22 protein-coding genes are annotated in these 17179 nt (G+C 68.2%); 14 read left to right on the top strand and 8 right to left on the bottom strand.

Going from position 1 to position 17179, the window contains the following annotated elements; genetic code table 11:
- Window positions 1–247: 247 nt before the first annotated feature.
- Complete coding sequence (locus HUO13_RS02410) at window positions 248–583, bottom strand: GntR family transcriptional regulator (protein ID WP_211899872.1); 336 nt, start codon at window positions 581–583, stop codon at window positions 248–250.
- A gap of 123 nt (window positions 584–706) precedes the next feature.
- On the opposite strand from HUO13_RS02410, the gene HUO13_RS02405 reads away from it, so the two are divergent.
- From HUO13_RS02405 to HUO13_RS02345, 13 genes are all read left to right on the top strand, one after another.
- A complete protein-coding gene (locus HUO13_RS02405) occupies window positions 707–1048 on the top strand; it encodes a hypothetical protein (RefSeq protein WP_211899871.1) in 342 nt (113 codons plus the stop codon).
- A gap of 551 nt (window positions 1049–1599) precedes the next feature.
- Window positions 1600–1932 carry a hypothetical protein gene (locus tag HUO13_RS02400; RefSeq protein ID WP_211899870.1) on the top strand — a complete coding sequence of 111 codons (333 nt, stop codon included), beginning with the start codon at window positions 1600–1602 and terminating at the stop codon, window positions 1930–1932.
- On the top strand, window positions 1925–2098 hold the full coding sequence (locus tag HUO13_RS02395; RefSeq protein ID WP_211899869.1) for a hypothetical protein: 174 nt from the start codon (window positions 1925–1927) through the stop codon (window positions 2096–2098). The genes HUO13_RS02400 and HUO13_RS02395 overlap by 8 nt, the downstream gene beginning before the upstream one ends.
- Before the next feature lie 24 nt (window positions 2099–2122).
- Window positions 2123–2362 (top strand): hypothetical protein, encoded by a 240-nt coding sequence (locus HUO13_RS02390; protein WP_211899868.1) that lies wholly within the window; start codon window positions 2123–2125, stop codon window positions 2360–2362.
- Complete coding sequence (locus HUO13_RS02385) at window positions 2359–2544, top strand: hypothetical protein (RefSeq protein WP_211903419.1); 186 nt, start codon at window positions 2359–2361, stop codon at window positions 2542–2544. The genes HUO13_RS02390 and HUO13_RS02385 overlap by 4 nt, the downstream gene beginning before the upstream one ends.
- 87 nt (window positions 2545–2631) lie before the next feature.
- Window positions 2632–4185, top strand: coding sequence for an FtsK/SpoIIIE domain-containing protein (locus HUO13_RS02380; protein WP_211899867.1), 1554 nt, complete (start codon window positions 2632–2634; stop codon window positions 4183–4185).
- 47 nt (window positions 4186–4232) lie between these two features.
- Complete coding sequence (locus HUO13_RS02375; RefSeq protein ID WP_211899866.1) at window positions 4233–4616, top strand: hypothetical protein; 384 nt, start codon at window positions 4233–4235, stop codon at window positions 4614–4616.
- 91 nt (window positions 4617–4707) lie between these two features.
- Window positions 4708–5331, top strand: a complete 624-nt coding sequence (locus HUO13_RS02370; protein WP_211899865.1) for a diguanylate cyclase domain-containing protein — start codon at window positions 4708–4710, stop codon at window positions 5329–5331.
- A 12-nt stretch (window positions 5332–5343) separates the two neighbouring features.
- Window positions 5344–5529 carry a hypothetical protein gene (locus HUO13_RS02365; protein WP_211899231.1) on the top strand — a complete coding sequence of 62 codons (186 nt, stop codon included), beginning with the start codon at window positions 5344–5346 and terminating at the stop codon, window positions 5527–5529.
- Between the two features lie 24 nt (window positions 5530–5553).
- Window positions 5554–6510: a hypothetical protein gene (locus HUO13_RS02360; RefSeq protein ID WP_211899864.1), complete on the top strand. Its 957-nt coding sequence runs from the start codon at window positions 5554–5556 to the stop codon at window positions 6508–6510.
- A gap of 106 nt (window positions 6511–6616) precedes the next feature.
- Window positions 6617–8176 (top strand): replication initiator, encoded by a 1560-nt coding sequence (locus HUO13_RS02355; RefSeq protein WP_211903423.1) that lies wholly within the window; start codon window positions 6617–6619, stop codon window positions 8174–8176.
- A gap of 11 nt (window positions 8177–8187) precedes the next feature.
- Window positions 8188–8337 carry a helix-turn-helix transcriptional regulator gene (locus HUO13_RS02350; RefSeq protein WP_349253360.1) on the top strand — a complete coding sequence of 50 codons (150 nt, stop codon included), beginning with the start codon at window positions 8188–8190 and terminating at the stop codon, window positions 8335–8337.
- Between the two features lie 15 nt (window positions 8338–8352).
- A complete protein-coding gene (locus HUO13_RS02345; protein WP_211899862.1) occupies window positions 8353–9573 on the top strand; it encodes a tyrosine-type recombinase/integrase in 1221 nt (406 codons plus the stop codon).
- 141 nt (window positions 9574–9714) lie between these two features.
- Here HUO13_RS02345 and HUO13_RS02340 read toward each other — a convergent pair whose 3' ends face one another.
- The gene (locus tag HUO13_RS02340; protein WP_211899861.1) at window positions 9715–11148 is read right to left on the bottom strand and encodes an MBOAT family O-acyltransferase; all 1434 of its coding nucleotides are present in this window, start codon (window positions 11146–11148) and stop codon (window positions 9715–9717) included.
- A gap of 180 nt (window positions 11149–11328) precedes the next feature.
- Between HUO13_RS02340 and HUO13_RS02335 the strand changes: the two genes are divergently transcribed.
- Complete coding sequence (locus HUO13_RS02335) at window positions 11329–12330, top strand: phospholipid scramblase-related protein (RefSeq protein WP_211899860.1); 1002 nt, start codon at window positions 11329–11331, stop codon at window positions 12328–12330.
- Between the two features lie 25 nt (window positions 12331–12355).
- On the opposite strand, the gene rlmB is transcribed toward HUO13_RS02335, so the two are convergent.
- The 6 genes from rlmB to ispD form a co-directional block, all read right to left on the bottom strand.
- Window positions 12356–13321: a 23S rRNA (guanosine(2251)-2'-O)-methyltransferase RlmB gene (gene rlmB / locus HUO13_RS02330; protein WP_211899859.1), complete on the bottom strand. Its 966-nt coding sequence runs from the start codon at window positions 13319–13321 to the stop codon at window positions 12356–12358.
- A gap of 5 nt (window positions 13322–13326) precedes the next feature.
- Window positions 13327–14721: a cysteine--tRNA ligase gene (cysS, locus tag HUO13_RS02325; RefSeq protein WP_211899858.1), complete on the bottom strand. Its 1395-nt coding sequence runs from the start codon at window positions 14719–14721 to the stop codon at window positions 13327–13329.
- Between the two features lie 132 nt (window positions 14722–14853).
- On the bottom strand, window positions 14854–15537 hold the full coding sequence (locus HUO13_RS02320; RefSeq protein ID WP_211899857.1) for an HAD family hydrolase: 684 nt from the start codon (window positions 15535–15537) through the stop codon (window positions 14854–14856).
- 197 nt (window positions 15538–15734) lie between these two features.
- On the bottom strand, window positions 15735–15935 hold the full coding sequence (locus HUO13_RS02315; protein WP_211899856.1) for a hypothetical protein: 201 nt from the start codon (window positions 15933–15935) through the stop codon (window positions 15735–15737).
- 85 nt (window positions 15936–16020) lie between these two features.
- Window positions 16021–16497, bottom strand: a complete 477-nt coding sequence (gene ispF, locus HUO13_RS02310) for a 2-C-methyl-D-erythritol 2,4-cyclodiphosphate synthase (RefSeq protein WP_211899855.1) — start codon at window positions 16495–16497, stop codon at window positions 16021–16023.
- Window positions 16494–17168 carry a 2-C-methyl-D-erythritol 4-phosphate cytidylyltransferase gene (gene ispD, locus HUO13_RS02305; protein ID WP_211899854.1) on the bottom strand — a complete coding sequence of 225 codons (675 nt, stop codon included), beginning with the start codon at window positions 17166–17168 and terminating at the stop codon, window positions 16494–16496. Before ispD ends, ispF begins: the two co-directional genes overlap by 4 nt.
- Between the last annotated feature and the right edge of the window lie 11 nt (window positions 17169–17179).

Genomic DNA, 17179 nt, shown 5'->3' with positions numbered 1-17179 from the left:
CTGATCCCCCGGGCAAGACGTGCGCGGTGGAGGCGCCGGCGCACCTCGGCTTTGCTCCACCCTCGCGCTTCCCGTGCTTGCTCGATCGGGCCAGGGCTAAGCGCCTCAGACATAACTCCCCTGTGCTGTCCTACGTTCGTCGATTCGTCGGGGGGTGAGTCCCCCCTGACTCACCCCTGACTCACCTGTCGGCGTCGCGTCGGCTGGTGTGTTCTTGAGTCATGGCAGGAACAGACGCGACGACGCACTACGACCGTCGCTCAAGGTCTTCCACGCGCTTCGCAAGCTCGGCGAGTTCCGACTTCAGCGCAGCGAGGACCTTGGGCACGTCTACGCCGTCCTCTTCGGACGGAACCTCGTTGCTGACGAATACTCCCACCGAAGGAGTCGAGGTCAGCCAGCCTTGGTCCTGGAGCGCACGAAGTGCCTTCTGGGCGGTACCAAGCGCGACGTCGTACTGCTCCGCCACCGCCCGGTTTCCCGGCAAGCGCTCGCCCGGTGCGAGCGAGCCGGTACGGATCTCGTGCTTGATCGACTCCACGACGCGTTGGTATGCGGCTAGCCCGAGGTTCGATTGCTCCATGCGGTGAGTCTAACCGTCTGACCCAGTCCGACATAGATCACCCGGATGGAGCACTTGCCAACCGACATAGATCGACATAGTCTGGTCTATGTCAGCAACACAGGACAGACAACGGAGAAGCTGATGCTGAAGAACGTGCCGGTGCAGTTGGAGGGCTACAAGCTGCGGGTCTCGGAGGCCCCGACGGTGAAGATGTACACCAACGACAAGGGCCAGGAAGAGATCCAGACCGACTTCCACGGCGCGACCCTGCACGTGGTGTCGCTGTTCGTGAAGGCCCGCCCGCAGGACGGCCGCCCGGCCCCGAAGGGCTTCGAGGCCAAGGTGACGCTGGAGACCGCGCCGGAGGACGAGTTCGACGAGGGCGTGCTCGTGGAGCTGATCAACCCGCGCATCTCGCAGTGGCAGAACGAGCGGGGGTCCGGTGTGAGCCTGAAGGCGACCGGGATCAAGCTCGCCGGTTGATCGACCTCCCGTAACGGTCATCTGACCTCTTCTCTTTCTTTCTAAGCATTTCTGCTGCTTGTTCTTTGAGAAATCCATAGTGGGCCGAGCTATGCCTTTTTCCGGTGCGAATTCGCACTGGAGGCCGTATTAGCCCCCGGCCCGACCGTTACGACGGCCGTTTCCGGGGGCTTTTATGGCGTTCCACAAGGAAAGGGGTTTCGTATGTCGTTGGCGTATTGCCCGGCGTGTCACTGCGACCGGTGGCTGTACCCGCACTCGCGGGACGAGCACTGCAAGAAGTCCGGATTCTTCGGCAGGAGGTGAGCACAGTGGACGGTGTCGGATTTCACGGTTCCGGCTGCCTCGGCAAGCCGTAGGGAGTGAGGGGGTTGGCTGTGGCGAAATGCGCGAAGTGCCGAAAGGAGATGCGGCTTCCCGGCCGTCGGTATCACCCGACGTGTGATCCGGAGGCCGTGAACTTCCGGCAGCGGTGTCCGAACTGTCGGGAGTGGGTCCGGGAGTTGCCTTTGTCGGGGCGGTGTTACTGGTGCGAGAACACGCCGGTGCGGGTGGTCATCGCACAGCGAGCCCGGGTCGCGGCTGACCTCGCACTGGAGCAGTGCCGGCAGCATCGCGGCGCCGTGACGAAGCCATGCCGGTCGTGCCGGGGCTTCGGGGTCCGGTTGGCTCGTCAGTCGGATCGGGACCTGCTGGTGATCTCGGGTCAGATCCTGGATGAGGTGGCGCGCTACATCGGCGCGGTGGAGGCGATGTCGGTCCCGCGCTCTCGGCGGGTCTGGGACGCCCAAGAGGAAGCGGTCGGGTCCGCTCGCGCTCTCGATCGTGCCGCGCGCTCGGTGCGGGAGCTGATTCTTCGTTCGAGGGAGCGACCGAATGACTGACCCGCGAACCGAGATCGATCACCCCGCGCGCATTCTGACCGGAATCGGCGGGCTGAATCAGAAGTTTTCCACGCTGGGATGGGAGGGATTGTTTTCCAGACTGATCGCGGAGATAGAGGACAGCCAGCGCCGGTTGGCTGCCGCTATCGATGAGGCAAGCGAGTAACGAACAAGGAAGGTGGATTGCTAGATGCCGTTGGTGAACAAGAACACCAAGGCGGTCGAAAGGCTGCACAAGATCGCCGGATGCATCGATGATCTGGACAAGAGCCTGGACGCGGTGGAGTTTCTGGCGGATTCCGTGGTGGAAAAGCGGGATCTGGACCACGCCGAGGACTTGGCGGCCAAGGTTCGGGCGGCGTTGTCGGCTGTGCGGGCTGACATCGGTAAGAAGGGCGGACCGAGCGTGGCGAAGGGATATCCGAAGTGAAGTTTCGAAACAGCGATGAGGTGCACGGCGTGGTGCGCAAGGTCGACAGCGGGATGGTGTCGCTGTCGGGCACGCTGCGCCAGCTCGGGGTCCCGAAGGGAATGGGGACCTCGCTGAACAAGCTCAGGAACTCGGTGGGCGATCTGGTCGCGCACCTGGAGATGGTCAAGCGCCGGAGCTGAACACCGGCGTACAGGTAACTCGGCGGGGCATCGAACCACACCACGGTTCGGTGCCCCGCTTTCGTTTGCACACAAGGGAGATTCGCCGTGACCGACACGCGCGTGAACACCGAAAGAAGCCCGATCCGCGACGGCGCCCGGTTCGTGGTGAAGCACCCGCGCTCGTCGTCCTCGACGGTGGTGCTCGGCTCGGCCGTGATCTGGGTCGGCTACCAGACGGTCCTGATGGCCGCCGGGATCGCGGTCGTGGCCGGCGCGTCGTGGTGGCTGCTGGACAAGCCCACCTTCGACCGCTTCGCCGGGCGCCTGCTGCGGGCGTGGTTCAGACGGTGGCTGGTCTACCAGCGCCAGTGGGCCAAGACCATGTTCTCCTGCAACCTGGTCACCAGCGACCACCGCGGGCAGATGATGGTGCCCAAGCTGGTGGGTGTGCGCTCGCGGTGGGTGTGGGACACCCTGTTCATCCGCATGGCCACCGGTCAGGAGCCCGAAGACTTCGAAAAGATGCTGGGGCGGCTGACCAACGCTTTCAAGGCGCGGGTGGGCAACGTGCGGCTGGTCAAGCCGGGCAAACTCGCCCTGGACTTCCAGCGCCGGGAGCCGTTCGACGAGATGCATATCCCGTTGCCCGAGCTGCACCAGGCGGCCGGGGAGGTCGACCTGACCAACGTGGTGATCGGCCGGGACGAGTACGGCCAGGACCTGGCGTTCGACCTGCTGAAGAGGGATCTGCACATCCTGTTCGGCGGTGCGACGGGTGCGGGTAAGGGCTCGTGGTTGTGGTCGCTGCTGCGGGGGCTGGCGCCGCTGATCCAGGCCGGCCACGTCCGGCTGTGGGTGGTCGATCCCAAGGGCGGGATGGAGTTCGGCGCCGGGCGCGCCCTGTTCGGTGACCGGTTCGCCGACAACATCAAGGACGGCCTGGAGCTGACGAAGAAGTACGTGAACACGCTCAACGAGCGCAAGCTCGACCTGGGCCGCCGGGGCATCCGCACCGCGACCGTGTCCCCCGAGACGCCGCTGGATGTGCTGGTCATCGACGAACTGTCGGCGCTGACCGCCTACGGCGACAAGGACATCATCCGCGAGTTCATGCCGCTGATCTCCACCGCGCTCACACAGTTCCGGGCGGTCAACGGCCGCGTCTGGGGCGCCACGCAGGAGCCGACCAAGGACGTGATCCCCATGCGGGGCCTGTTCCCGACCAAGGTCGCGCTGCGGCTGGATGCCGCGTCGTATGTGGACATGTGCCTGGGGGAAGGCATGCGTGACATGGGCGCGTTCGCCGACAAGATCCCCGCCTTCCTGCCCGGCGTGGCCTACGTGAAGAAGGACGGCCGCCGCGAGCCGCTGCGCTGCCGCACCCCGTATGTCACCGACGCCGACATCGCCGAGTTGGTGGCCTTCTGCACCGACCGGGGCGCGAAGGTCATCCCGCTGCACCGCGACACCGCCACCACCGGCCCCGAGCAGCAGGAGCGCTCGGACGAACCGCACTGGATGGACGTCGACTTCGAATCCCTCGAAGACGACCACGACGACCCCGATGGCCCGGACGGCGGCGAAACCGCGTCCGAGTCCGGGTTCGAAGAGATCGACCAGTTCGAAGGCGAAGACGACGCCGACGAAGAGATCGCCTGAGCAATCCCCAACCCACTTTCCGACTCAACCCCTTGGAGGTGGTTGTGATGACCTCGCACACCCTGAACCCGGCCTCGATGCGCGACGCACTTACCGCTCTGGTGGCCCACATCGATGGTCACCGACTGCCGGAACCGGTCACGCTCTCGTGGAGTCGCTACACCGGTTTGCAGTGTCAACCCAGCATGGCCGAAGCGCTGGCGACCCTGGCCGAGTGGGCGGAGTCCCTGGCGATGATCGGGATCTGTCTGAAGCAGATCAAGGACAGTGCGGTGCACCTGGAGCTGACCGGACTGCTCGACGGCGGCATACCGGTGCTGCTCTACACCCGCTACCACTCGGCGCTGCACCCGCGCTACCGGCACCTGCTGGAGCAGGGCGAACCCGTGATGTTCACCGTCGCCCAGCTCCGCGCCGCCGCACGTCCCTGAGGCCGGCACCCGACCCTGCTCATCGAACGGCCCCACCCGGCATCCGCCAAGAACACCCGGGTGGGGCCTACCCCACTTGGAGGTACCCGCAATGCTGGCAGAGATCGCCCTGTCCGTCACCTCTGGTGCCACTGGTGCCGGACTGCTCTACGGCTTACACGCCCGGTCCCTGGCCCGTCGGCTGCACATCGACCGCCTGACGGGGTTGGCCAACCGCGACGCCCTGGAACGGGCCTACACCCGGCACGCCCGACGCCACCCCGGCCACCGGGTCGGGCTGCTGGTCGGCGACATCGACCACTTCAAGACCTACAACGACACCCACGGCCACTTCTTCGGCGACTCGGTGCTCGTCTGTATCGCCCGCGCCCTCACCACCACCGCCCGCCCCGGGGAACTGCCGGTACGGCTGCACGGCGACGAGTTCGCCGTCCTGCTCACCGGCCTCCGTCCTTGGGAGAGGCCGGAGGACCGGCTCCGCGAGTACACCACCGCTATCGAGGCCATCGAGACCGTCAACGGCCTGCCCACGCGGGTGTCCCTGTCCCTGGGCGCGGCGGCCGACACCGCCTCGTCGGTGGACCTGTCCACCTTGATGGGTCGCGCGGATCGGTTCATGTACGGGCGCAAGCACAGCGCCCCCGACCGCGACCCCCTCACCGTCCACCACATCACCACAGCCGCACCCGACCGCGGCGAAACCACACGACAGTAAGGAGATCCCCTCATGCACATCGTTCAGATCCAGCTCACCGGCAAGGGCGTGCTGATCACCCTCGGCTTGGTGCTCGCCGTGCTCGGCGTGCTCGCCCTGGTGTGGCTGGTCAGCCCCGCGTGGGCGATCGGCATCGGCTTGGGCCTGGTGCTGCTCGTGCGGGGCCTGATCGCCCTGGTCAAGCCCAGCAGCGAGTAACCACAGGGAAGGAGGGACAGCCCGATGCGCCTGCGACGCAAGCACCAGGACAACGACCGGGACGGCCAACCTCGGCCGGGACAGACCCGGCGGGTCCGAAAGCTCTCCGACGACATCGACGAAGCCGGAGAGCTGCGCAGGCTCGCCCGCAATGCCGACCTGGTCGCGGTTCAGGTCGAGCGGATGTGCCGACGCACCGTGGCCGGCCTCTGGTTCTTCCTGGCCCTCGGGCTGTGCTTCACCACCGAGGGCGTCCATCGCTTCCTCGCTGGAGACGCCCCGCAGTCCGATCCGTTGTGGTGGGCGGCGTGGACGGTGGAGCCGATGTTCGCCGGGCTGCTGGTCGTGGTCTTGAATTTCGAGGCCGCGATCCTGGCCCACGACGTCGAACCGGACCATTTTTGGTGGACCCGCCTCAAGCGCGTTCTGTTGGGCTCCACGCTGTTCATGAACGTCTACCCGCCCTTGATCACGGTGTTCACCGAGGAGGCGTTCAACCTCGGCTCGCTGGTGGTGCACGTCGCGATCCCCGTGATCGTCTACGGCATCGCCGAGATCATCCCGATCGTCATGGCCCGCACCCGGCAAGTGATCCACAAGGCGTACGCCGCTGCGGACGCAAACGAACGGCAGGCCGCCTCGACCACCTCGGCCCCGGCCGACGATGACCAACCGGTGCCCCCGGCTCCTGCCGACACGGCACATCCGAACCGTGCCGAAGTGGCACCCCCCGACCCTGCCGAATCGGCACGGTCGATGCCTGTCGAAACGGCACGCCCGGCTCAGGCCGCACCAGCACAGAAGCCAGTGATCCGGCTGCCGGAATCGACGCTCACGGCGATTCGCCGCGTTCGCGATGAGCGTGCCGAGGCCGGCCAACCCATGACGGTGGCCGACGTGCAATCGGTGGTCAAGCTCCCGCCGCACCAGGCCCGCCAGGTCCTTGACGACGTGACTGCTACTGCGGGCGCCACGGCCTGAATTCTGTTGCGACACAACTGAAAACACGTACTCGCTCAGCTCGGCGGGACATCGAACCACACCACGGTTCGGTGTCCCGCCTTCGTCTTCTCTGGAGGTGATGCGGATGTCCGTATCCGCCCTGCTCACACCTGCCGACTACCAACGGCAGCAGGCCGCCGACGGCATGGCCCGGCACATGCAGTCCCCCGGCTACCAGCAGTGGCGCGCCGAGGTGGAGAGCACCGGCGGATGCACCCACCCGATCCGGATGACCGGCCGCTGGGCGCTCACCGACGCCGTCACCGGCGCGATCCTGCCGCGTTCGGACGGACGCCCCTCAGAGCGGCACGGACAGATCCTCGTGCCGTGCGGCAACCGCCGCGAATCGGTGTGTGTGGCCTGCTCCGACCGCTACGCCGCCGACGCCTTCCACCTGCTCCGCGCCGGGCTCAACGGCGGCACCAAGGGCGTGCCGGTCGACGTCGCCGACAAGCCCCGCGTGTTCTTGACGCTGACGGCTCCGTCGTTCGGCCCGGTCCACAACCGGCCGACCCGCAACGGCAAGACGCTGCCCTGCCGCTGCGGTACCTACCACCACCCGGCCGACCCCCGCCTGGGTCAGCCCGTGGAGCCTGAGGCGTACGACTACACGGGGCATGTGCTGTGGAACGCCCACGCCGGGAAGCTGTGGTCGCTGTTCACCAAGTACCTGCGCCGCCACCTCGCGGTGGCCGCCGGTATCCGGGTGGCCGACATCCGCGATCACTTCCGGCTGTCGTTCGCCAAGGTCGCCGAATATCAGCGGCGCGGCACCATCCATTTCCACGCCGTGGTGCGTCTCGACGGCCCGGACGGACCCGACGACGCCACCCCCGCGTGGGGCTCGGTCGAGCTGCTCACCGACGCGATCCACTCCGCGCACGCGGCGGTATCGGTGACCTCTCCCGTCATTGACGGCCAGGCGCACCAGCTCGCGTGGGGTGAGCAGGTCGACGTCCGCCCCATTCGGCCGGCCTCCGCCTCGCAGGTCGAAGACGAACACGGGGCAATCAGCGACGACCGGATCGCCTCCTACGTCGCCAAGTACGCCACCAAAGGCACCGGCAAGAGCGAGGCCACCGACCGCCCGATCCGCTCCCAAGGCCACATCGACCGACTCGCGATCACCGAGCACCACCGCCGGATCATCCAGACCGCCTGGGACCTCGGCGCCCCCGTCATCTGCCCGGAATGCCACCCCGACGGCGAACACCAGGCCGACGGGTGCGGCTGCGAGGCCGTGGGGCACTGCGAGACCTGCCAGGGCGGCGGCTGGGCCACCCGCACCGCCGTACTCCACCGCCACGACCCGGAGGCGGCAGCCCGCGGCAAGCCCGACCCGATCGACGAGCTGAAGCTCCGGCACTGGGCACACATGCTCGCCTTCCGAGGCCACTTCCTGTCCAAGTCCCGCGCCTACTCCACCACGTTCAAGCAGATCCGCGGGGACCGCCAGACCTGGCGCCACGAGAACGCACTCGCCGAGGCCGGCGTCACCGACGAGGACACCGTGACCGTGATCAACCACTGGGACATGGTCCGCATCGGCCACGACACCGACGACGCCCGCGAACTCGCCGAAGCCATCGCCGAACGCACCCGCCAAACACGCAAACACCGCTACTCGACGGAAAGAAAGGACTGACGATGGTTCCAATGCTGACCATTGAGGAAGTGGCCGCCTTTTACAAAGTCCAGGTGCAAACGCTTTATGAGTGGCGCAAAAAGAAATACGGTCCTCCGGCGCGGAGGATCGGAAAGCATCTGCGCTACAAAGCCGACGAAGTCGAAACGTGGTTTGACTAGAAAGGGGCGGCCAGCATGGCACATATTCAGGATCGCTGGATGCGACCGGCGAAAGATGAGAACGGGCGCGTGATCACCGATTCTCGCGGGCGCATCAAGCGAGAGAAGTCACCATTGTGGGGAAAGGGGAAGCGTTACAAGGTTCGATACATCGACCCCGAAGGAAACGAACGTTCGGAGAGTTTCCCTGACGGACATAAGCAGGAAGCGGAGAACTTCCTTTATTCCGTAGAGACGGACAAGCTGAAGGGTCGGTACGTTGATCCACAGAAGGGTGAAGAAATGTTTCGGAGCGTGGCGACCCGATGGCTGGACTCTCGCACATTTGAGGAATCGACACGCGAGGCGGTTGTTCTCCGACTGAACATTCACATATTTCCGCGACTGGGAAATATGATGATCAAGGATGTTCGGCCGTCCACGATCCAGTCGTGGCTGCGAGGACTGCAAGAGAGCGGCCTTGCCACCTCGTACCGTCGTGTGCTGTTCGTTCACGTGTCGTCGATCTTTTCGTACGCAGTCGACGACGAGATCATTACGAAGAATCCGTGTTCAGCTAAATCGGTGGACAGACCTTCAGCTTCTGCGGAAAAAGTTGAGCCTTGGACGGAAGGTGTGATGTTTTCCGTACGAGAGTCCATCGGAGAGCGCTACCGCGTTGGCGTTGACCTCGGTTCCGGATGCGGGCTACGTCAAGGTGAAGTCTTCGGATTCTCGCCCGATGATCGGACCGATGATGGCCATATCATCGTTCGACGGCAAGTGAAATATGTGCGTGGGAAACTGGTATTCGCTCCCCCGAAAGGCGCGAAAACCCGCAAGGTGCCACTGCCGGATTCAATCAACAAAAATATTGACGACCACGTCGTGACTCATGGCGCACCGTCCGTAACTCTTCCTTGGATTGACCCCGATAAGGGAGAAATGGTCACGGTCAAGCTGCTCGTCACAAACAAGAGCGGAGGTGCACTGATCCGACCTTCGTTCAACTCGTGTATCTGGAAGCCAGCGTTGCGGGCAGCGGGTCTCGAATCGCCGACTCGGGCAGATGGATTTCACGCCCTACGTCACTTCTACGCCTCGGTACTACTCGACGCGGGAGAGAGTGTCCGTGCACTTTCTGAATACCTCGGGCACTCCGACCCCGGCTTCACGCTCAAGGTCTACACGCACCTGATGCCGTCGAGCCAGGCGCGTACGCAAGGAGCTGTAGACATCGTGTTCGGCCGCCACTGATCACCAACGCCCTGGTTCGGGAGTCCGCCTTCCGTACCGGGGCGTTGGTGTTGGTAGGACGGCCTGACGGCCTGACGACGGCCTGGCAGCGCCGAAATCCGCTTTGATGACACAAAGTTGCTGGTCACGGTGTCGCGCTCGTTAGAACTGGTAGTACAGGAAAGGGCTGAAGGATCCCGTGGCGACCAGCAGGCCAGAGTAGGCCAGGCCGGCCGTGAGGACGCTGACGCGCAGGACGTTGGCGGGGCGGGAGCGCACCGACTCCAGGAACGGACCGGTACCCGAGTTCGCCGGCAGGAACACCACGACCAGGGCCACCAGCAGGAAGAACATCCGCTGGTTGGTCACCGACGCCGACACGATGTCGCCGAGCCCGGCCAGGTCCGGCACCAGCATGTGGCCCAGCATCGTGAACGCGGTGCCCAGGTCGGGCGCCCGGAAGAACACCCAGCCGACCACCACCAGCAGCATCGTCAGCGCACGCCTGCCGATGCGCGCGGCGGGCGCCGACGGCGGGCGGTCGAGGCCCGTCGCACGCTCCACGACCAGCATCAACCCGTGGAACAGCCCCCAGACCAGGTACGTCCACGCCGCGCCGTGCCAGAAACCGGTCAGCACGAAGATGATCGCCAGGTTCCGGTAGGTCTTCGCCACGCCGTGCCGGTTGCCGCCGAGCGGGATGTAGACGTAGTCGCGGAACCACCGCGACAGCGACATGTGCCAGCGCCGCCAGAACTCGGTCACGGTCACCGACGAGTACGGGCGCGCGAAGTTCTCCGGCAGCCGGAAACCGAGCATCCGGCCGAGCCCGATCGCCATGTCGGAGTAGCCGGAGAAGTCGAAGTAGAGCTGCATCGCATACCCGATGGCGCCGAGCCAGGCGATCGCGAAGGTCATGTCCTCGGCCGGGGTCGCGAACGCGGTGTCGACCATCGGGGCGAGGGTGTCGGCGATGACGACCTTCTTGGTCAGCCCCCACGCGAACCGCGGGAAGCCCGCCGCGATGTCGTCGAGGCGGTGCGTGCGCTGCTGCGGGAGCTGGTCGGCGATCTCCCGGTACCGCACGATCGGACCGGCCACCAGCTGCGGGAACATCGCGATGTAGGTGACGAAGGAGACCGGGTCGCGCAGCGCCGGGCGTTCGCCGCGGTAGATGTCCACCACGTAGGAGATGTGGTGGAACGTGTAGAAGGAGATCCCGATCGGCAACGCCAGCTGCAGAACGGGGAATCCGCCGCCGAACCAGCTCGCCAGCACCGCGGCCTGCTCGGTGGCGAACCCGGCGTACTTCCACAGCGCGAGGATCAGCAGGTCGAAGGTGACGGTGCCGATCAGCAACAGCCTGCGCCTGCCCTGCGCCGCGTTCCACTGGTCCGGCTCGAGGAACCGGCCCGCGACGAAGTTGGCCACGATGCAGGCCAGCAGCAGCAACGTCGTACCGCCCGCGCCGCTGGCGTAGAACAGCAGGCTCGCCACGGCGACGACCACGTTGCGCGCGCGGCGCGGCGCGACCAGCACGGCGACCAGCACCAGCGGCAGGAAATACCAGAGGAAAAGCGGACTTGCGAACGACATCGGTGGGCCTCGGGGTACGGGAAGCCCATGCCTCCCTCGTTGCACTGCGACTGACTCTAGCCGCGCCAGACCTTATCCGAGTCCCGTTCACGACAGCTCCGCGAACTCGGCTCGGCGGATCAGCGGCGGGGCGGCCGAATCCACGTACACGGGCGGCACCGATCGCCTAGCCTGGCCGCCATGAGCGCTCCGCCACCGCCCGGCTGGTACCCGGACCAGGCAGATCCGCGATACGTGCGCTGGTGGGACGGCAGGCAGTGGACGCCGCACGCGCAGCCCGCCCAGCCGCAGCCCGCCGCGCAGCAACAGCCGCAGCCCGCGGCACAGCCGCAGCAGCCGATCCCGCCCCAGCCGCCGCAGCAGCAGCAAGCTGCCCAGCCGCACGCACCCGGCCAGCCGATGCCGCCCGGCGCACCCGCGCCGACCCAGCCGGTCCACCACCCGGGCCAGCCCTTCCAGCAGGCACCGATGCCGCAGGCCGACGACTCCTCGTCGATCGAGCTGGCGCTCGGCGGCACCGGCGACTCGGCCTCAGTCCAGCAGCAGGTGCAGCAGCGCGCCGGCGTCGGCGGACACGTCGGCGGTGGCGGCGGCACCCTGCTCACCGAGCCGGTCCTGGTGGTCAACCAGAAGGCCAAGTTGATCGAGATGGCCAACGAGTACGCCGTCTACGACCAGACCGGCCACCAGATCGGGTCCGTGGTGCAGACCGGGCAGAGCGGTGCGCAGAAGGCGTTGCGGCTGCTGACCAAGCTCGACTCGCTGATGACGGTCGCGCTGGAGATCCGCGACGCCGCAGGCAGGCCGGTGCTGCGTTTGACCCGCCCGGCCACGATGTGGAAGTCCACCGTGCACGTCCAGCGCCCGGACGGCTCCCCCGTCGGGGACATCCGGATGGAGAACGTCTGGGGCAAGGTCCGGTTCGCCTTCGAGGCCGGCGGGCAACGCATCGGCGGCATCCACGCCGAGAACCTGCGCGCCTGGGACCTTCGTGTGCTCGACCACGAGGACCAGCAGATCGGGCAGATCAGCAAGACCTGGCAGGGACTGGCCAAGGCCGCGTTCACCACGGCCGACAACTACGTCCTGCAGATCTTCCGTCCGCTGCCCGAGCCGCTGAACAGCCTCGTCGTGGCCTCCGCGCTGACCGTCGACACCGTTCTCGGCCAAGCGCAGCGCTGACTGACGCGCGCCGCACCCGGACGGCTCAGCGGGCGCGGCGGCGCCGGGCGACCTCGGCCAGCACGATGCCGGCCGCGACGGAGGCGTTGAGCGACTCCACGCTGCCGGCCATCGGGATGGACACCGTCTGGTCGCAGGTCTCGCGGACCAGCCGCGACAGCCCGCGGCCCTCCGAACCGACCACGACGACCAGCGGACCCGTCGCGAGGTCGAGCTCGTCTGAGGTGATGTCGGAGTCCGCGTCCAGGCCGACGACCATCAGCCCTTCGGCCTTCAGGTCCTTCAGCGTCCGGGTGAGGTTGACCGCCCTGGCGACCGGAAGCTTGGCCGCCGTGCCCGCGCTGGTGCGCCACGCGACCGCGGTCAGCCCGGCGCTGCGGCGCTGCGGCAGGATCACGCCGTGCGCGCCGAAGGCCGCCGCGGAACGGATCACCGCGCCCAGGTTGCGCGGGTCGGTCACCCCGTCCAGCGCGACGATCAGCGGCGGCAGCCCCGAGTTGTGCGCCTCGTCCAGCACGTCGTCGGGGTGGGCGTACTCGTAGGCGGGGACCTGCAGCGCCAGGCCCTGGTGCATCGCGCCGCCGGTCATCCGGTCCAGCTCGGAGCGCTGGACCTCGACGACCGAGATGCCCCGCGAGTCCGCTCCGCGCACCGCATCGGTGACGCGGTCGTCGGCGTCGATGCCCTGCGCGACGTAGAGGCCCGTCGCCGGCACCCCGGCGCGGATGCACTCGGCGACCGGGTTGCGGCCCGCGATCATCTCGGCGGTGTCGGACTTGTCCTTCTGCCGCTGCCGCGTCCGCTGCTGCTCGGTACGCGCCTTCGCGGCGTCGACCCGCCGCTTGGCCGGGTGGCTGACCCGGTCCTTCGCCTTCGGCGTCGGGCCCTTGCCCTCCAGCCCCCTGCGCCGCTGACCGCCGGAACCGACCACCATGCCCTTCTTGGAGCCCGGCTTGCGGATCGCGCCCCGGCGCCTGTCGTTGCCTGCCAACTCGCTTACCCGTCTTTCAATGTCCACAACGGACCGTCAGGGGTGTCCTCGACGGCGATTCCGCATGCCTGCAGCCGGTCCCGCACCGCGTCGGCGGTGGCGAAGTCGCGCTCGGCGCGGGCCTGCCGGCGCTGCTGGAGCATGCTGTCCACGAGCTCGGACAACGCGTGGTGAGCGGCGTCGTCCGCGCCGCGGGTGTCGGCCCACTGCTCGGCCAGCGGGTCCAGACCGAGGATGCCGGTCATCGTCCGGACCGAGGCCGCCGCCTCGTTGGCCGCCCGGTCGTCGCCGCGGTCGAGGGCGGCGTTGCCTTCGCGGATGGCGTTGTGCACCACGGCGATCGCCTGCGGCGTCGACAGGTCGTCGTCCATCGCCGCCGCGAACTCGGCGGGCACCGGCCCGTGCCCGACCTCGCCGGTGCGCTGCCGCACCCGGTTGACGAAGGAGTCGATGCGCCGGTAGGCCGAGATCGCCTCGGCCAGCGCGGGCTCGGAGTACTCGATCGTCGAGCGGTAGTGCGGGGTGACCAGGTAGTAGCGGATCTCCGGGGCGGCGGCCCGCTGCAGGATCGCCGGGATCGCCACGGTGTTGCCCAGTGACTTCGACATCTTCTCGCCGCTCATGGTGACCCACGCGTTGTGCATCCAGTACCGGGCGAAGCCGTCACCGGCCGCGGTGGACTGCGCCAGCTCGTTCTCGTGGTGCGGGAACACCAGGTCCAGGCCGCCGCCGTGGATGTCGAACTCGCTGCCCAGGTAGTAGGTCGACATGGCCGAGCACTCCAGGTGCCAGCCGGGGCGGCCGTCGCCCCACGGCGTCGGCCAGCTCGGCTCACCGGGCTTGGCGGCCTTCCAGAGCGTGAAGTCGCGGGGGTCGCGCTTGCCGCTCGCGGTGCTCTCGCCCTGCTGGACCTCGTCGAGCCGCTGCCCGGAGAGCCTGCCGTAGTGCTCGGCGTAGGAGGCGACGGAGAAGTACACGTCGCCGCCCGACGCGTAGGCGTGGCCCTTGTCGATCAGCCGCTGCATCAGCTCGATCATCTGCGTGATGTGGCCGGTCGCGCGGGGCAGCGCCGACGGCGGCAGGCAACCCAGCCGGTCGAAGGCGCTCTCGAAGGCCCGCTCGTGCGCGGTGGCCCACTCCCACCAGGGGCGGCCGGCGTCGGCGGCCTTGATGAGGATCTTGTCGTCGATGTCGGTGACGTTGCGCACCAGGCGCACGTCGTAGCCGTTGTGCACCAGCCAGCGCCGCAGCACGTCGTAGTTCAGGCCGCCGCGGACGTGGCCGATGTGCGGAACACCCTGCACCGTGGCACCGCAGACGTAGATCGACGCCACTCCGGCGAGGCGCGGGTGGAACTCGCGCACCGTGCGGGTCGCTGTGTCATGTAGGTGCAGGCTCACGCCCCTGATGGTACGGGCACGGCCAAAACGGGCTCCCGCCGCCGCACCGCCCGCGCGGACGCCCGTCCGGAAGCCTCCACCCGGTGCGCGCCGGACTCCGCCGAAGGGACGGCGGCGCCCCCGGACCAGCGGTCAGAAGCCGTGCTCGGCGACCGCCGTGAGCAGCGCGTCCGGGCGTTCGGAAGTCGGGGCGGGGTCCACGATGGCGACCCGGCAGCCGACCGCCGCGGCCGCGCCGTCGACATCCTCGTGGTCACCGATCATCAGCGCGTCCCCGGGCTCGACACCGAGCCGCTCAGCCGCCCGGAGGAAGATCTTCGGATCGGGTTTGATCACCCCTTCGAGGTAGGAGAGCACGAACTCGTCGACGAGTCCGGCCACGCCCAGCCGCTCGAAGGCCGGCCTGATGTCGAAGGCGATGTTGCTGATCACCGCGATCCGCACGCCGGTGGAGTGCAGCCTGCGCAGCACCTCGGCGGTGTCGGGGTAGGGCGTCCAGCTGCCGGGGTCGACCAGCCGTCCGTAGAGCGCGTCGACCTGGTCGGCGACGGCGACCCCGCTGCGGCGCAGGAACTCCCGGTAGATCTTGCGGTGCAGCTCGGGGTCGAGATCGCGGTTCTCCCAGGCGTGCTGGTGCTCGGCGTCCACCCCGACCACCGGGCCGACCGGGGCGGTCATCCGCCGCATCAGCTCGGCCTGCGCCTCCGCGTCGAGCGGGGCGCCGCCGGAGTCGGTGACCCCGGCGAACCAGGACTCGTCCTGCTCCAGCCGGAACAGGGTGCCGGAGAAGTCGAAGAACACCGCGCGCGCACTCACCCCGGCAACGTTATGGGGACGACCTACCCACCGCACGCATCTGAGGTCTACAACACCTCGACGGCCCAGCGGCGGGCGCACGGCATCGCTGTCCGCCTGCTCGGCGCACCCGCGCGCGCACCATCACCAAGGCTGCTACCGCGAGCCGCGACTCGTGATCGACGGGGCCGGGGCGGCAGGCCGCGAACCCCGCGCGATCAGCAGCGCCGCGCCTCCTGGCGCCGCATCGGAGCGACGATCGCCACCACGCTGCCGAGGGCGCTCGCCCACAGCAGCACCACGGCGACGGCCAGGTTCACACCGCCACCGCTCGACCACAGGAACCAACTGCACGGCCACGCGAACACCGGCTGCCCAACGAGCAGTCGACGCACCCACCGATACCGCTCGATCACCATGAGTCGAGGATGACCCGGCGACATGCCGGTCGCCTAGGGAGCAGACCCTGAACTTTCCCCGACTTCGCCCCAAGGTAGCAGCGCGTTAACTCTCCACGGGGAACACCAGAGCCGTCGCGACCGCCGCGATCCCCTCGCCGCGACCGGTGAGCCCGAGTCCGTCGGTGGTGGTGCCGGAGACCGACACCGGGGCGCCGAGGACCTCCGAGAGCACCCGCTGCGCCTCCTCCCGGCGCTTGCCGATGCGCGGGCGGTTGCCGACGACCTGGACCACGGCGTTGCCGATGCCGAACCCGGCGTCGGCGACCCGCCGCCGGACCTCGGCGAGCAGCTCGGCGCCGTGCGCCCCGGCCCAGCGGTCGTCGCCGGTGCCGAAGACCGCGCCGAGATCGCCGAGCCCGGCCGCCGAGAGCAGCGCGTCGCACAGCGCGTGGGAGGCGACGTCGCCGTCGGAGTGCCCCGCGCAGCCGTCCTCGCCCGGCCACAGCAGCCCCGCGACCCAGCACTCGCGGCCGGCCTCCACCGGGTGCACGTCCACGCCCTGGCCGATCCTGGGGATCACGCGAGCACCGCCTCGGCGATGGCGAGGTCGAAGGCAGTGGTGATCTTGAGGGCATGGGGGTGCCCGGGCACGGTGCTCACCTTCCCGCCGATGCGCTCGACCAGCCCGGCGTCGTCGGTGGCGATGTCACCGGCCGCCGCGTACGCCTGGCGGAGCACGTCGATGGCGAATCCCTGGGGGGTCTGGACGGTGCGCAGGCGCGAGCGGTCCACCGTCGTCTCGACGTCGCCCGCCTCGTCGACCTGCTTGATGGTGTCGGCGACGGGCAGGACCGGCACGACCGCGGGCGCGCCCTCCTCGACGGCGCGCACGACGTCGCGCACCACCGACGGCGGGGTGAACGCCCGCGCGGCGTCGTGCACCAGCACGACGCGCGCGTCGGGCACGGCCCGCTCGGCCTCGGCGAGCGCCAGCCGCACCGAGTCGGTTCGTTCCGCTCCTCCGGGCACCACATGCACGAAGGACCGCAACGACGCGAACTCGGCCTCCACGGCGGGCACCTCGTCGGCCGGTGCCGCCACCACGACATGACGCACGCGGCCCGAGTCGTGCAGACCTCGGACCGCGCGCGACAGCAACGACTCACCCGCGACCGGAACCAGCGCCTTGGGCATCCCGGCGCCCAGCCGCACCCCGCGACCAGCGGCGGGGACCAGCGCGACGACGCTCACGCCTGGTGGTT

The sequence above is a fragment of the Saccharopolyspora erythraea genome (genome assembly GCF_018141105.1).
GTDB lineage: Bacteria > Actinomycetota > Actinomycetes > Mycobacteriales > Pseudonocardiaceae > Saccharopolyspora_D > Saccharopolyspora_D erythraea_A.
The sequence above is the reverse complement of the archived record's forward strand: the minus strand, read 5'-3'. Positions and strand labels throughout refer to the sequence as shown.